This is a genomic window from Kitasatospora sp. NPDC056181, from assembly GCF_042266225.1.
Lineage (GTDB): Bacteria > Actinomycetota > Actinomycetes > Streptomycetales > Streptomycetaceae > Kitasatospora.
Map to the genome: position 1 here is coordinate 1 of NZ_JBHJUK010000178.1, position 15,094 is coordinate 15,094.

9 protein-coding genes are annotated in these 15,094 nt (G+C 74.3%); 6 read left to right on the forward strand and 3 right to left on the reverse strand.

Going from position 1 to position 15,094, the window contains the following annotated elements:
• The 3 genes from ACFC1F_RS38360 to ACFC1F_RS38370 all read right to left on the reverse strand — a co-directional run.
• Positions 1-257: ATP-binding cassette domain-containing protein (locus tag ACFC1F_RS38360; RefSeq protein ID WP_376165618.1), on the reverse strand; the 257-nt coding region annotated here is incomplete at its 3' end.
• Between the two features lie 187 nt (positions 258-444).
• Positions 445-2,997, reverse strand: coding sequence for an ABC transporter permease (locus tag ACFC1F_RS38365; RefSeq protein WP_376165620.1), 2,553 nt, complete (start codon positions 2,995-2,997; stop codon positions 445-447).
• A gap of 45 nt (positions 2,998-3,042) precedes the next feature.
• Complete coding sequence (locus tag ACFC1F_RS38370; protein ID WP_376165622.1) at positions 3,043-3,816, reverse strand: ABC transporter ATP-binding protein; 774 nt, start codon at positions 3,814-3,816, stop codon at positions 3,043-3,045.
• A 772-nt stretch (positions 3,817-4,588) separates the two neighbouring features.
• Between ACFC1F_RS38370 and ACFC1F_RS38375 the strand changes: the two genes are divergently transcribed.
• From ACFC1F_RS38375 to ACFC1F_RS38400, 6 genes are all read left to right on the forward strand, one after another.
• A complete protein-coding gene (locus ACFC1F_RS38375; RefSeq protein WP_307853544.1) occupies positions 4,589-4,807 on the forward strand; it encodes an MbtH family protein in 219 nt (72 codons plus the stop codon).
• 51 nt (positions 4,808-4,858) lie between these two features.
• Complete coding sequence (locus tag ACFC1F_RS38380) at positions 4,859-6,640, forward strand: fatty acyl-AMP ligase (protein WP_376165624.1); 1,782 nt, start codon at positions 4,859-4,861, stop codon at positions 6,638-6,640.
• Positions 6,637-8,412, forward strand: a complete 1,776-nt coding sequence (locus tag ACFC1F_RS38385; protein ID WP_376165626.1) for an acyl-CoA dehydrogenase family protein — start codon at positions 6,637-6,639, stop codon at positions 8,410-8,412. The genes ACFC1F_RS38380 and ACFC1F_RS38385 overlap by 4 nt, the downstream gene beginning before the upstream one ends.
• Positions 8,409-10,085 (forward strand): acyl-CoA dehydrogenase family protein, encoded by a 1,677-nt coding sequence (locus ACFC1F_RS38390; RefSeq protein ID WP_376165628.1) that lies wholly within the window; start codon positions 8,409-8,411, stop codon positions 10,083-10,085. Before ACFC1F_RS38385 ends, ACFC1F_RS38390 begins: the two co-directional genes overlap by 4 nt.
• Positions 10,086-10,246: 161 nt before the next feature.
• Positions 10,247-10,624, forward strand: coding sequence for an acyl carrier protein (locus tag ACFC1F_RS38395; RefSeq protein ID WP_376165630.1), 378 nt, complete (start codon positions 10,247-10,249; stop codon positions 10,622-10,624).
• Positions 10,625-10,739: 115 nt separating this feature from the next.
• Positions 10,740-15,094 (forward strand): amino acid adenylation domain-containing protein (locus ACFC1F_RS38400; RefSeq protein ID WP_376165632.1); only part of this gene is annotated, 4,355 nt, incomplete at its 3' end.

Consider the following 15,094-nt stretch of genomic DNA (forward strand, 5'->3'; position numbering starts at 1 on the left):
TCGCCGATCCAGATCCGGCCCTCGGTGACGGTGTCCAGGCCGGCCAGGCAGTGCATCAGGGTCGACTTGCCGGAGCCCGAGGGGCCCATGATCGCTGTGAAGCGGCCGCGCTGGATGTCCACGTCCACCGCGTCCAGCGCGGTGACCCTGGTCTCGCCGGTGCCGTAGGCCTTGGTCACCTGACGCGCCGAGGCGGCGCTCGCGACGGGGCCGCCCGGGTTCGGGGAAGCATGGACGGATGTGGGTGCCGTTGTCACGGGGTACCTCCTGGGTCCGGCCGTCCCGTGCTCCACCGGCGGGCGGAGCACGGAAGCGGCGTGATGTGCCGTGGTTGACGCATGTCTGATGAGCGTTCGGGCGGGCGGGCGAACCGGGTCGCCCGCCGGTGGGCCGTGGTCCGCGCCGCCCGGGCGGCACCGGAGGGCAGCGGCCACGGGCGGGGGATCAGGCCGTCTGGATGCTGTCGAGGATGTCCAGCCGGGCGGCCTGGCGGGCCGGCCACGCCGCGGCGAGCACACCGACCACCCCGGTCAGGACCAGGAAGAGGGACATCCGGCCGTAGGGGATCACCGTGGTGATGTTCGCCAGCTCGACCTCCAGGGTGTTGACGGCGGCCCAGGCCAGATAGCTGCCGAGGACCATGCCGACCACCGCGCCCAGCACCGAGATGAGCGCCGACTCCAGCCGCACCATCCGCTTGATGCCGCGCCGGTCCAGGCCGATCGCGCGCAGCAGGCCGATCTCCCGCTTGCGCTCGAACACCGACATCGCCATGGTGTTGACCACCCCGAGCACGGCGACCAGCACCGACATCGCCAGCAGCGCGTACAGCAGGCTCAGCGTCGAGGTGATGGTGTGGCTGAACTCGTCCTGCATGCCCTGCCTGTCCCTGATCTCGATCACCGGGTTGCTCCCGGTGGCGTCCTTGATGGCCTGCTTGAGGGCGGGCGTGGCCCCGGCGGCCCCCTTGACGAGGGTCTGGCTGACGTACGGGTTCGGCTCGAAACCGGCGAGTGCCGCATTGGAGAGCAGGACCGGGGAGAGCATCTGGTTCGCGCGGAACACACCGCCCACGGTCAGGGTGGCGGTGGAGCCGTCCGGGCGCCTGACCGTCATCGTCGAGCCCGCCCCCAGGTGACCGTCGGCGGCGAGGTCGGAGTCGACCAGGGCCTGGCCCTGCTTCAGCGCGTCGGCCGAGCCGGCGGTCATCGACAGGTTGACCAGCTGCCCGGCGCCGTCCGCGTCCAGGCCCTCGAACGTGCGGGTCGTGCCGTCCACCTTCAGGTCCACGGTGGTGACCGCACTGGCGGCCGTCACCCCCGGGGCCTTGGCGACCGCCTCCGCGATCTTCGGGGAGAGGCCGTGACCGTTGGCCATGACCACGGCGTAGTCGGCCCTGATGCCGCCGTCGACCGTCCGGGCCACCGCGTCCGTCACCGACGTGCCGATCACCGTCATCGTCGTCACCAGGGTCAGCCCGATGGCGAGCGCACCGGCCGTGGCACCGGTGCGGCGCGGGTTGCGCACCGCGTTCAGCCGGGCGAGGCGGCCGGGCGTGCCGAACAGCCTGGACAGCAGCGGGCCGACCAGGGCGACCACCGGGCGCGACAGCAGGGGCAGCAGGACCAGGATGCCCACGCTGGCCAGCACCGCGCCGGCCTCGATCGCGGTGCGCGCGGACGGACCCTCCCAGACGGCGCTCATCGCGATCAGCGCCACACCGCCGGCGGCGGCCACCGAGCCGACGACGTTGCGCACCAGCAGGCTCTTCACCGCCGGCGGCTGGTCACCGCTGCTGAGCGCGGCGATCGGGGCGATCCGCGAGGCCCGCACCGCGGGCACGACGGCGGACAGCACGGTGACCACCGCCCCCACCGCCAGCGCCGCGCCGACCGTGGTCGGCGTCACCACCAGCGGACCGCCGGGCACGCCCTTGCTCAGCGACTTCAGGCCCGTCTTCATGGCCAGGCCGATGCCGACACCGGCCAGCAGGCCGGCCGCGGAGGCACTCAGACCGATCACCAACGCCTCGACCAGCACCGACCTGGTGACCTGCGACCGGTCCGCGCCGATCGCCCGCAACAGCCCCAACTCCCTGGTGCGCTGGGCGACCAGCATGGTGAAGGTGTTGGCGATGATGAAGACGCCGACGAACAGCGACACCCCGGCGAAGGTCAGCAGCACCGCCTCCAGGCTGCGGGTCCGGGCCGCGACCAGGGTGGCCTGCTCGTCCCGCAGCTGGCGGGCGGTGTCGACCCGGAACCTGCTCCCGCCGGGCACGAGCGGCGCGACCTGCTCCTTGAGCGCCGCCTCGGAGACACCGGCCTTGGCCGTCACCTCGATGCTGCTGTAGCGCCCGGGGGACAGCAGCATCCGCTGCGCCTCCGGGGTGGCCAGCACGGTCAGGCTGCTGCCCGAGGACACCATCGGGTCGTCGGTGGTGAACACCCCCGTCAGCACGGCGTCGACGGCGGGGCCGTTGGTGGCGATCCGCACCCTGTCGCCGACGTGGTAGCCGCCCCTGCGCGCGGTCTCCCGGTCGAGCGCGATCTCCCCCTGGCCGCGCGGGCCACGGCCCTCGGCCATCGGGTAGCGCGCGTCCACGCCGGAGCCGTTCGGGACGAAGTTCACCGCCCTGGCACTCCACGACGGGCCGATCAGGTCGCCCTTCTTGTCGGCGACACCGGCGAAGGCGCTGATCACCGGCCGCGCCTTCGCCGTCCCCGGCAGACCGGAGACCGCCGCCAGCGTGGCGTCGGTCAGCCCCTCGCCGCCCTTCGCGCCCTTCCACTCGGTACTGGCGGTCGCCGCCTTGTCGGTCACCATCACCGACACGTCGGTGTAGCTCCGGGAGTAACTGTTCTTCGCGGCCCGGCTGATGGTGTCGGAGAAGACCATGGTCCCGGCCACGAAGGCGGTGCCGAGCATGACGGCCAGCGCGGTCATCAACAGGCGGCCCTTGTGGGCGAGGACGTTGCGCAGTGCGGTGCGATACATGTGATCAGTCCAAGTGGTCGGGTCTGACGTGCTGCTGGCGGAGTGTCAGCTCGTGGCGCCCTTGGCTTCCAGGCGGTACGTGCGGTCCAGGACGGCCCCGGCGGTCGGCCGGACGAGCTCGTCGACTATCCGGCCGTCGGCGAGGAACAGCACCCGGCCGGCGTAACCGGCGGCGACCGGGTCGTGGGTCACCATGACGACGGTCTGCCCGAGTTCGCGCACGCTGTCGCGGAGGAAGGACAGGATCCCGGCGCCGGCCCGCGAGTCCAGGCTCCCCGTCGGCTCGTCCGCGAAGACGATGTCCGGCCTGCCCGCCAGCGCGCGGGCGCAGGCGACCCGCTGCTGCCGGCCGCCCGACAGCTGCGCCGGACGGTGCGTCAGACTCCCTGCCAGGCCGACCGCGTGGACGACCACGGCCAGCCAGTCCATGTCCACCGGGCGCCCGGCGATGTCCATCGGCAGCGTGATGTTCTCCAGCGCCGTCAGAGCCGGGAACAGGTTGAACGCCTGGAAGACGAAGCCGATCCGCTCCCGGCGCAGCCGGGTCAGCTGCCGGTCGCTCAGACCCGCCAGCTCCACCCCACCGATCGCGGCCGAGCCGCTGGAAACGGAGTCCAGCCCCGCCATGCAGTGCAACAGCGTCGACTTCCCCGAACCGGAGGGCCCCATGACCGCCGTGAACTCGCCCCGCCGGAAGACCACGTCGACGTCCTCCAACGCCACCACCCGCCTCCCGCCGTCGGCGTACACCTTTCCCAGGCCGGTGGCGCGGGCGGCCACGAGGCCGGTGGACGGGGCGGATGCGGTCGTCGTGCTCACGGGTGCTCCTGTCCTGCTGGGGGGCCGAACGCCGGACGGACGCCCGTGGCACCGCGAGGGGTGACGCCGTGCAGGGGCGGCTGCCAACCATCCTGCTCGAAACGGCCCGGCAAAATCGTCCCCCGGGCGGACGGTTGCCGCGGCATCCGCACGAGCGAGGAGAACGGCCGCCCTCAGCCGCCCGGATGGCGTCGCAGGGATGACACCGCTCCGCCCCCGCCGCACCCCGCGACGTCCGCGGCGACGGCGGATTGTCCCCACCCCCACGCGATCAGTCAACCGGCCGGACCCCGCCCGCCTGCCCGCCCCCGGCTGGCCCGCGGCAGCCCCGCCCCGGGCCCGCGCCACCCCGGAGCCCGGCCCCCGCACCCGGCCCCCGCACCCGCGGCCCGCCCGCCCCCGGCCGTCCGACGGCATCCCTGCGACGGAGGACACCGGCCCCCCGCTCGTCCGGCGGGATGACGCGACCGCCCCGCGCCACCGCCTACCGTGAGAACCACTGCGCCCCCGGCAATCCCCCGTTGCGCCGGGGGCGCAGCACGGGCCCGAAAACCGGCCCCTTCCGCGGCCGACGCCTGTTCAAGTGGCGCGCCGCGATGGTTGAACACCCGCGCCGCCCACCCGCACCGGGTTGAACACCCGCACCGGGGTCGGGGGTGGGGCATAGTGGTCTGCGGCTTCCAGGAATACCGGTCCGGCGACGCGACAGCCGTCGCCGAAACACCGACGCCGGGGCCCATTCGTACTCCTCTCCCCGAGAAAGGGCGCAGTGGTGGCCAACCCGTTCGACGACCCCGACGCCTCCTACCTTGTCCTGGTCAACGACGAGGGCCAGCATTCGCTGTGGCCCGCCTTCGCCGGAATTCCCGACGGCTGGGAGAAGGTCTTCGGAGAGGCCGGCCGCCAGGAATGCCTCGACCACGTCGAGAAGTCGTGGACCGACCTCCGCCCGAAGAGCCTCATCGCGGCGACGGAGAACGACAAGAGGTAGCACCGCCCGCCGCGAACCGCCGTGACCGACGCAGCGCCTAGGGGGACACCAATGGCCTTCGAGCTGACCGGCTACCGGAACCTGGGGGACGCCTTCGCCGCGCGCGTCGCCCAGCACCCGGACAAGACCGCGCTCACCATCTACCGCAGCTCCGCCGACGCCGAGCACGAGAGCCTCAGCTACGCGGAGCTCGCCCGCCGGGCCGCCCTGCGCGCGGCCGACCTGGCGCAGCGGCTGGCCCCCGGTGACCGCGTGCTCATCGCGCTGCCCACGGGCACCGAGTTCGTCGAGCTCTACCTCGCCTGCCTGATGGCCGGGGTGACCGCCGTGCCCGCCCCGCCGGCGACCGGCTCCTCCAGTGCCGCCCAGCGCGTCGCCGCCATCGCCGCGGACTGCGCACCCGGCCTGGTGTTCACCACCGACGGGGACCGGGACACCCTCACCGAGCGCTTCCACGCGCAGGGCCTGGGCCACGTCCCCGTCCGGGAGGCCGCACCCGCCGGGCCCGGCGAGGCACCCGAACCGCCGCCCCGCGGCCGCCACGCCGACCGGGACACCCTCGCCGTCATCCAGTACAGCTCGGGATCCACCGGCACCCCGAAGGGCGTGATGCTCGCCCACGGGAACATCCAGGCCAACCTGCAGGCCCTGCATTCCGTCATGGGCCTCGGCGGCGACGACTCGTTCGGCAGCTGGATGCCGCTGCACCACGATTTCGGCCTCTTCTGCCAGCTCAGCTGCGCACTCGTCTACGGCGGATCCACCGTGCTGATGCCGCCGGCGAACTTCGCCCGGCGGCCGGTCGAATGGTTCCGCATGATGAACGAATTCCGGACCACCGCGACCTCCGCCCCCAATTTCGCCTACGGCCTCGCCGTCCGGCTCATCGCGGACGAACAACTCGAAGGCGTCGACATATCGCCGCTGCGTTTCCTCTGCAACGGCTCCGAACCCATCCACGCCCCCACCATGGCCGCATTCGCCAAACGGTTCGCCCACATCGGCCTGCGGCCCGAGGCACTCACCTCCGGGTACGGAATGGCGGAGGTCACCGTCTACGCGTCGGGCACCCCCATCCCGCACCAGCAGACCGTCCTGGTCGTCGACCCGCACCGCCTCGCCGACGCCGACCACCCCGAGCTGGTCGCCGCCACCGACGGCAACGGCAAGGAGATCGTCGGCGTCGGACGCCCCGAGGCCTTCGAGACCCGCATCGTCGACCCGAGGACCCTGCACACCCTGCCCGCCGGCTCCGTCGGCGAGGTCTGGCTGCGCGGCGACAGCGTCGGCCGCGGCTACTGGAACAAGCCCGAGCTCACCGCCCGCACCTTCGACGCCCGCCCCGCCGGCGCGGCCGCCACCGAACCCGGCTGGCTGCGCACCGGCGACCTCGGCGCCCTGGTGGACGGCGAACTGTTCATCACCGGAAGGCTCAAGGAGGTGATGATCGTCCACGGCCGCAACCTCTACCCGCACGACCTGGAGCACGAGGCGCGCGCCGCCCACCCCGGACTGGACGGATTCGTCGGCGCCGCCTTCGGCGTCGACGCACCCGACGAACGGATCGTGCTCGTGCACGAGGTCAGCCCGACCCTCCCGGCCGAGGAACTGCCCGCCGCCGCCACGGCCGTCGCCCGCCGCCTCGCCACCACCTTCGGCGTCCCGGCCCGCAACGTCCTGCTGGTGCGCCGCGGCACCGTCCACCGCACCACCAGCGGCAAGATCCAGCGCGCCGCCATGCGCGAGCGCTTCCTCGCCGGCGCGGTCGAGGCCCTCCACGCCGAACTGGAGCCCGCCGTACGGCGGCTGACCGCGGGGGGCGGCACCCCGTGACGCCCACCCGCACCGGCACCGGGCCACCGGCCTCCCGCGCCCGGGCCGCCGCCGCGGCCCTCGACCAGGCCCTCGACCGGGCCCTCGGCGACCCCGCAGAGTCGGCCCGCCGCACCGCCCGGCTCGACGAGGCCGAGGAGTTCCCCGCCGAACTCTGCGCCGCCCTCGACACGTTCGGCCTGCCCGCCCACTACGTGCCCACCCGCCACGGCGGCGCCCTCGACGACCACGAGGAACTCCTGTACCTGTGGCGGACCGTGGCCCGCCGCGACCTCAGCGCCACCGTGGCCCACGCCAAGACCTACCTGGGCGCGGTCTGCGTCTGGATCGCCGGCAGCCCCGAGCAGACCCGCGCCACCGCGGCCGCCGTCCTCGACGGCACCCCGGTGGCCTGGGCCCTCACCGAGCCCGACCACGGCGCCGACCTGCTCAACAACGAGCTCACCGCCACCGCCCACCCCGACGGCTACCGCCTCGACGGCACCAAGTGGCCGATCAACAACGCCACCCGCGCCGGCCTGCTCACCCTGCTCGCCCGCACCGGCCCCGCCGGCTCCCCGCGCGGCCACAGCCTCCTCGTCGTCGACAAGGCCACCCTGGCGCCCGGCACCTGGCGGCACCTGCCCAAGGCGCACACCCACGGCATCCGCGGCATCGACATCTCCGGCATCGGCTTCGACGGAGCGACACTGCCCCGGCAGGCCCTGCTCGGCCCGGAGGGCACCGGCGTCGAAACCGTCCTGCGCGGCCTCCAGCTCACCCGCACCATGTGCGCGGCGCTCTCCCTCGGCGCCGGCGAACACGGGCTGCGCCTGGCCGCACGCTTCACCGCCACCCGGGTCATCCAGAAGCGCCCGCTCGCCGAACGCCCCCACCCCGCCTCGATCCTGGCCCGCTGCGCGGCGCTGCTCGCCGCCACCGAAGCCGCCGCGCTGCTCGCCGCCCGGTCGATCCACAGCCTGACCGGCGAACTCGGCGTCACCGCCGCCACGGTCAAGGCACTCGCCCCCACCCTCGTCGACTCGGTCCTCGGCGAACTCGCCGAACTCCTCGGCGCCCGCTCCTTCCTGACCGACGTCCCCGAGTACGGCGGCTTCCAGAAGGTGGCGCGCGACCACCAGATCGTCGCCGTGTTCGACGGCAGCACCCCGGTCAACCGCGCCGCCCTCGTCCAGCAGTTCCCCGCACTGGTCCGGGGCCACGCCACCGGCGCCGCCGACACCGCGGGCCTCGCCGAGGCCGCCGCGGCCGGCCGCCCGCCCGGGCCCCTGGAGTACGACGCCCTCACCCTGGCGTCGCGCCGCGGCAGCTCCGTCGTGCAGTCCCTGCCCGCCCTCGCCGCCGCGCTCCGGACCCGGCCCACCCCGAGCGGGCTCGCCGAACACGCCGTCGCACTGAGCGGCCTCACCGAACTGCTGCACACTCGGATGGCCGCCCTGCGCCCCGCGGCCCGGCCCCCGATGGCGGCCCACGAACTCGCCGCCGCCTACGAGCTCTGCTTCGCCGGCGCCGCCTGCCTGCACCTGTGGACGGCGGGCGAACACGACCACGCCGGGGAACCGCTCTGGGCCGACGGCCTCTGGGCCCGGGCGGCCCTGCGCGCAGTGAGCGAACGCCTCGCCGCGCTCCTGCGCACCCCCGCCCCGGCCCCCGCACCCGGCGACGGGGACCTCGACGGGACCCTCGCCCGCGTCATCACCGACGCCGCCACCACCGGAGCCCCCGTCACCCCGTTCGGCGCGCCGGCCCCGCGAGCAGGAGAGGCCGCATGAGCGCCGAAGAACTGGACGCCCTGCTCGGCGACCCCCACGACGACGCCAACCCCGTCGGCCACGCCGCGCTGCTCGCCGCCGACGAACGCCGGGAGATGCCCGCCGACGGCGAACGGCTCCTCGACGCCTACAGCATGAACGCCGAGTTCGTCCCCGCCGGGTACGGCGGCCGCCTCACCCGCGCGGACCGGCTCGCCGACGTCCAGCGCACCCTCTGGCGGCGCGACCCGAGCCTCGGCCTCGGCCACGGGTTCAGCTCCCTGCTGGCCTCCGTCAACGTCTGGACCGCCGGCACCCCGGAACAGCGCAAGCAGGCCGCCGCGATCCTGCTGTCCGGCGGACGGATCGCCGCCGCGTTCCACGAACTCGACCACGGCAACGACTTCGCCCACGCCGACTGCTCCGCCGCCCGCACCGACGACGGCTGGCTGCTGACCGGACGCAAGGAGATCGTCACCAACCTGCGCCGCGCCGACGCCATGGTCCTCTTCGCCCGGACCAGCCGGGCCGCTGGCAGCCGCAGCCACAGCCAGTTCCTCGTCACCCGCGACGAACTGCCCGCCGACCGGATCCACGACCTGCCCCGCTTCCCCAGCTCCGGCATGCGCGGCGTCCAGCTCGGCGGCCTCCGCTTCACCGACTGCCCGGTCCCCGCCGACGCGCTGCTCGGCCGCCCGGGCGAGGGCATGGAGATCGCCCTGCGCTCCTACCAGCTCACCCGGTCGGTCTTCCCGGCCGTGATCGTCGGACCGCTGGACAGCGCCCTGCGCCTCGCCGTCGGATACGCGCTCGACCGGCGCCTGTACGGCGGTGCCGCCGCCGACCTGCCCTACGTACGCGCCGTCCTCGCCCGCGCCCAGGCCGACCTGCTGGCCGTCGACGCCTTCTCCGCGGTCGTGCTCCGGGCCCTGCACCTGGCCCCGGAATCGATGGGCGTCTACGCGCCGGCCGCGAAGTACCTCACCTCACGGATCGTGCTCGACGCCTTCGAGGACCTGCGCTCGGTGCTCGGCGCGCAGTCCTACCTGCGCGAGGGCCGGTACGCGATGTTCCAGAAACTCGCCCGCGACATCGCCCCCGCCACCTTCGCCCACGTCTCGCGGGCCGCCTGCCAGGTGACGCTGCTGCCCCAGCTCCCGCGGCTCGCCCGCCGCTCCTGGCCGGCCGGCCAGGCCGCCGACCCGTCTCTCTTCGACCTCGGCGGGCCGCTGCCACCCCTGGACCTCGGCCACCTCGTCCCCGGCGTCCCGCCCGGCGACGGCGTGCTCGGGGCGCTGGCCGGGATCGCCGGCGACACACCCGCCGACACCCCGGCCGGCCGGTTCGCGAACCGCCTGCGCGACGAGCTGGGCAGGCTGGGCGAGCAGTGCGCGGCCCTCAGCCCCAAGGACACCACCATCGGCGCCCCGTCGGCCGCGTTCGCGCTGGCCGACCGCTACACGGTGCTGCTCGCCGCCGCGGCCGTCCTCGGCGTCTGGCACACCGGCGGCGACCGCCACCCGGCCGCGCTGCTGCCCGGGGTGCTCGACCGGCTCTGCCGGCGCCTGGGCGGCCCGCCGGTCCTCACCGAGGCCGAGCGCGAGGAGGCGGAGCAGCACCTGTTCGACACCGCCGTCCGGCGCTACCGGGAGAGCCGGCTCTTCGACCTGAGCGCACGACACGTCCCCGGCTGACGCGCCTCCTCCGGCTGAGGCCTCGTCCCCGGACGGGAGATCGGACGACGGAGCCGGGCCGGAGCCGGACCGGAGACCGGACGAGGAACCGGGCGGGGAGGCGGACGCACAGGACCCGCCCCACCGCCGGACGACCACCGCACCCACAGAGTGGAGCCCCCATGAACGCGAAGACCGACGCGAACGCGAGCACCGGCGTGAACGCGAACGCGAACGCTGATGCGAACGCTGACGCGAACGTGAGCACCGGCACACCGGACGCGCCCGACGCCGCACGCCCGGCCCCGACCGCCGAGGAGATCCGGTCCTGGCTGACCGACCGCCTCACCCACTTCCTCGACATACCGGCCGAGTCGATCGACCCGGACGTCTCGCTCGCCGAGTACGGACTCGAGTCGGTCTACGCCTTCGCACTCAGCGGCGAGATCGAGGACCAGCTCGGCCTCGCCGTCGAACCCACCCTGATCTGGGACGTCGACACCGTCGCCGCGCTCACCGCCCACCTCGTCGACCTCGCGGCCGCGCCCCCCGCGTCCTGAGAGGTCACCGTCCGCCGAAGGGCCGGCCACCGCGCCGACGCCGGCCGCGGCACCGGGCACACCGCCCGGTCCGCGATGTTCCAGTCCGTGTCGATCGATTGAGGGATACGCGAAAATGGGTGCGTCCGCACAGGGCTCCTGGGGCCTGATGTCCGGCCAGCTCGGCGTCTGGTACGCGCAGCAGCTGACGCCCGGCAACCCGGCCTACAACATCGGCGAGTACACGGAGATCCACGGCGACCTCGACGTGGACCTCTTCGTGCGGGCCCTGCGCCGCACCCTGGACGAAGCCGAGACGTACCGGCTGCGCCTGCGCCTGGACGGCGAGACCCCGCGCCAGTACGTCGCCGATCCCGCGGACCACCCGATCCACGTCGTCGACCTCAGCGCCGAGCCCGACCCGCGGGCGGCGGCCGAGCAGTGGATGCGCGACGACCTCGACCACCCGGTCGACCTGCTCGGCGAACGGCTCTCCGCCCAGGCCGTCCTCACCCTCGGGCCCGGCCACGTCCTCTGGTACCAGCGCGCCCACCACATCGTCCTCGACGGCAGCGGCCTCTCGCAGTTCGCCGACCGCCTCGCCCAGGTGTACGCCGCCCTCCGCCCGGCGGGTCACGCGGGCCTCCGTCCGGCGGGTCACGCGGGCCGGCCGGACGCGGACCGGGCAGGCCACGCCGGGGACCTCGCCCGGGACTCTGCCGGGGACCTCGCCCGGGACCTCGCCCGGGACTCTGCCGGGGACCTCGTCGGGGACTCCGCCCGGGACTTTGCCGGCGACGCCCTCGGGCCGCTGTCGGTCCTGATCGACGCCGACCACGCCTACCGCAACTCCCCGGCACCCGAACGCGACCGCCAGTACTGGCTGGACGCCCTCGCGGACCTCGCCGACACCCCGGACCCGGACACCGCCCAGGGCCGCCGCCCGGCCGCCCGCCCCCTGCTGCACCGCGCCGGCGTCACCCCGGCCCGCACCGCCGACCTGCGGGCCGTGGCCAAACGGCTGCGGACGAGCTTCGCCGGCCTCATGATCACGGCCGCGGCCGTGTACCACCACCGCGCCACCGGAGCACAGGACATCGTCCTCGGGGTCTCCGTCAACGGCCGGACCAACAGGTCCGAACTCGGCATCCCCGGCATGACCGCCAACATCATGCCGATCCGGCTGCGGGTCCGCCCCGGCATGCCGGTCGCCGACCTGGCCCGCCAGACCCAGAAAGCCGTGTTCGAAGGGCTGCGCCACCAGCGCTACCAGTACCCCGACATCGTGCGGGACCTCAGGCGGGTCGGCGGCGCGCCGGTCTACGACCTCATCGTCGACGTCATGGTGCGCGAGCAGCCCCTGCACTTCGGCGACTGCACCGTCACCCGGGTGGGGCTGTCCAGCGGACCGGCCGAGGGCCTGAAGCTCGACGTCCTCGGCGACTCCGCGGAGGAGGGCCTGCGCACCGTCGTCGAGATGAACCCCGACCGCCACCGGCCCGCGGCCGCCGAGGAGGTCAGCAGGCGGTTCCGGACCGTGCTCGACCGGCTCGCCGAGGCCCCCGCCACCGCACGCGTCGCCGACATCGGCCTGCTCGACCGGGCCGAGCGGCAGCTGCTGCTGGAGACCTGGAACGACACCGCCGCCGCGACCGACGCCGCGACCGTGCCGGAGCTGTTCGCCGCCCAGGCCGCCCGCACCCCGGACGCGGTGGCCGTCGTGGCGGACGGCGAGGCGGTGACCTACGCCGAACTCGATGCATGGGCCAACCGGCTGGCGCACCACCTGGCCGGCCTCGGCGTCGGCGCCGAATCGGTGGTGGGGCTCCGCCTGCCGCGCGGCGTACTGACGGTGACCGCGATCCTGGGGGTCTGGAAGTCGGGGGCGGCGTACCAGCCGCTGGACCCGGGGTACCCGGCCGAGCGGATCGCCCACCTGCTCGCCGACAGTGGGGCCGAGCTGCTGCTCACAGCTGGTGCGGGCAGGGAGGCCGGCGCCGGCAGTGCGGCCGGTGGGGCCGATGCAGGCGGTGGGGTCGGCACGGGCAGTGGGGCCGGTGCCGGCGGTGAGGTCCGTGAATCCGCCCGCCCGGTGCGGACGCTCGCCCTGGACGACCCCGCGGTGCTCGCCGAGCTCGCCGAACAGCCCGGCACCGCCCCGGAGGCGTCCCACCCGGACGGCCGGCTGGCCTACGTCATCCACACCTCCGGCTCGACCGGCCGGCCGAAGGGCGTGGCGGTCACCCACGGCGGCCTGCGCAACTACGTCGCATCCGCCCCCGAACGGGTCGGCTTCGGCACGCCGGGCGCCCGCTACGCGCTGCTCCAGCCCACCGTGACCGACCTCGGCAACACCGTCGTCTTCGCGAGCCTCACCACCGGGGGTGAACTGCACATCCTGCCGGAGGAGGCGGTCACCGATCCGGTGGCGGTGTCGGCCTACCTCGCCGAGCACCGCATCGACCACGTGAAGGTGGTGCCCTCGCACCTCGCGGCGCTGGCCGCCGCCACCGGTCCGGCGGCCCTGATCCCGGCCGGCGCGCTCTCCCTGGGCGGCGAGGCGGCCCCGGCCGCACTGGTGGAGAGCCTGCTCGGAGCCGCCGGCGACCGCGGCGTGTTCAACCACTACGGGCCGACCGAGACGACGATCGGCGTGGTGACGGGCCGCCTCGATCGCGAAGCCCTCACCACCGGAGCCGTGCCCCTCGGCACACCGGTGGCCAATACCCGTGTCTACGTGCTGGACGACGCGCTCGGCCCGGTACCGGCCGGAGCGCCCGGAGAGCTGTACGTCGCCGGCGCGCAGCTGGCTCGCGGCTACGTGGGCCGGTCCGACCTGACGGCGGAACGGTTCGTGGCCTGCCCGTTCTCCACGGCGGGCGAGCGGATGTACCGCACGGGCGACCGCGTGCGGTGGACCGCCGACGGCCGCCTCGTGCACCTCGGGCGCACCGACGACCAGGTGAAGATCCGCGGCTACCGGGTCGAACCGGCCGAGGTGCAGGCCGTGGTGGCCGCCCTCCCGTCGGTGGCCCAGGCCGCCGTCGTGGTCCGGGAGGCCACCCCGGACGACAAGCGCCTGGTCGCCTACGTCGTCCCGGCCCCGGGGGCTGCCGGGCTTTGGGCGGCTTCGGCGGCTACCGGGCCTTCCGAGGCTTCCGGGCCCTCGGCGCCTTCGGCGGCTTCCGGGCCTTCGGCGCCTTCCGGGGCCGTCCCGGCTGCGGCCGAGCGCACCAGGCTGGCCGAACACGTACTCGTACACGTCGCCGGGCAACTCCCCGGGCACCTGGTGCCGTCGGCGGTGGTCGTGCTCGACGCACTCCCGCTGACCGCGAACGGCAAGCTGGACCGGGCCGCGCTGCCCGCCCCCGAGCAGCCGCACACCGTCTCCGGTACCGCCGGCCGCCGCCCGGCCTCGGTACAGGAGGAGATCCTCTGCGGCGAGTTCGCGAAGGTCCTCGGACTGGAGAGCGTCGCCGTCGACGACGACTTCTTCGCCCTCGGCGGCCACTCGCTGCTGGCGATCCGGCTGATCAGCCGCATCCGCCTGGTCCTGGACATCGAACTGCCCGTCCAGGCCTTCTTCGACGCCCCCTCCCCGGCAGGTCTGGCGGCCTGCCTGGAACAGGCCGACGCGGCCCGCACCGCCCTGGTCCCGATGCCCCGCCCGGAGTTCACGCCGCTCTCCTACGCGCAGCAACGGCTCTGGTTCCTCCGCGAGTTGGAAGGTCCGAGCGCGACCTACACCGCGGCCACGGCGCTGCGCCTGACCGGAGGCCTGGACCGCCCGGCACTCGCCGCCGCCCTGCGGGACGTCGTCGATCGGCACGAGGCCCTGCGCACCGTGTTCGCAGCCGTCGACGGGCAGCCCCACCAGCATGTCCTGCCCACGGAGGAGAGCGGATTCGCGCTCGCGATCGTGGCGGTGTCGCCGGAGGAGCTGGACGCGGCCGTGTCCAGCGAATCCGCCTACGCCTTCGACCTCTCGTCGGAAATCCCGCTCCGCGCAACGCTGTTCACGACGGACGACGACCAGACGAGCATCCTCGTTCTGACGATCCATCACATCGCGGGCGACGGCTGGTCGACCGACCCGTTGGTCCGGGACCTCTCCACCGCGTATGCGGCGCGGGTGGGCGGCACAGCACCGGCATGGTCGGCGCTGCCGGTGCAGTACGCGGACTACACGCTCTGGCAGCGTGAGTTGCTCGGCGACGAGCGGGATCCGGAGAGCCTGCTCTCGCGACAGGTGGCGTACTGGCGTGAGGCACTGGACGGGGCGCCGGAGGAGCTGGAGCTGCCGGTAGACCGGCAACGGCCGGCCGTCGCCACCCACCGGGGACACGCCGCCGCGCTGGACATCTCCCCGGAGCTCCACCGCGGTCTGCTGAAGGTCGCGCGGGAGCGTGGGGCGACGCTGTTCATGGTGTTGCAGGCCGCGTTGGCGGTGACGCTCTCGCGGTTGGGTGCGGGGACGGACATCCCGATCGG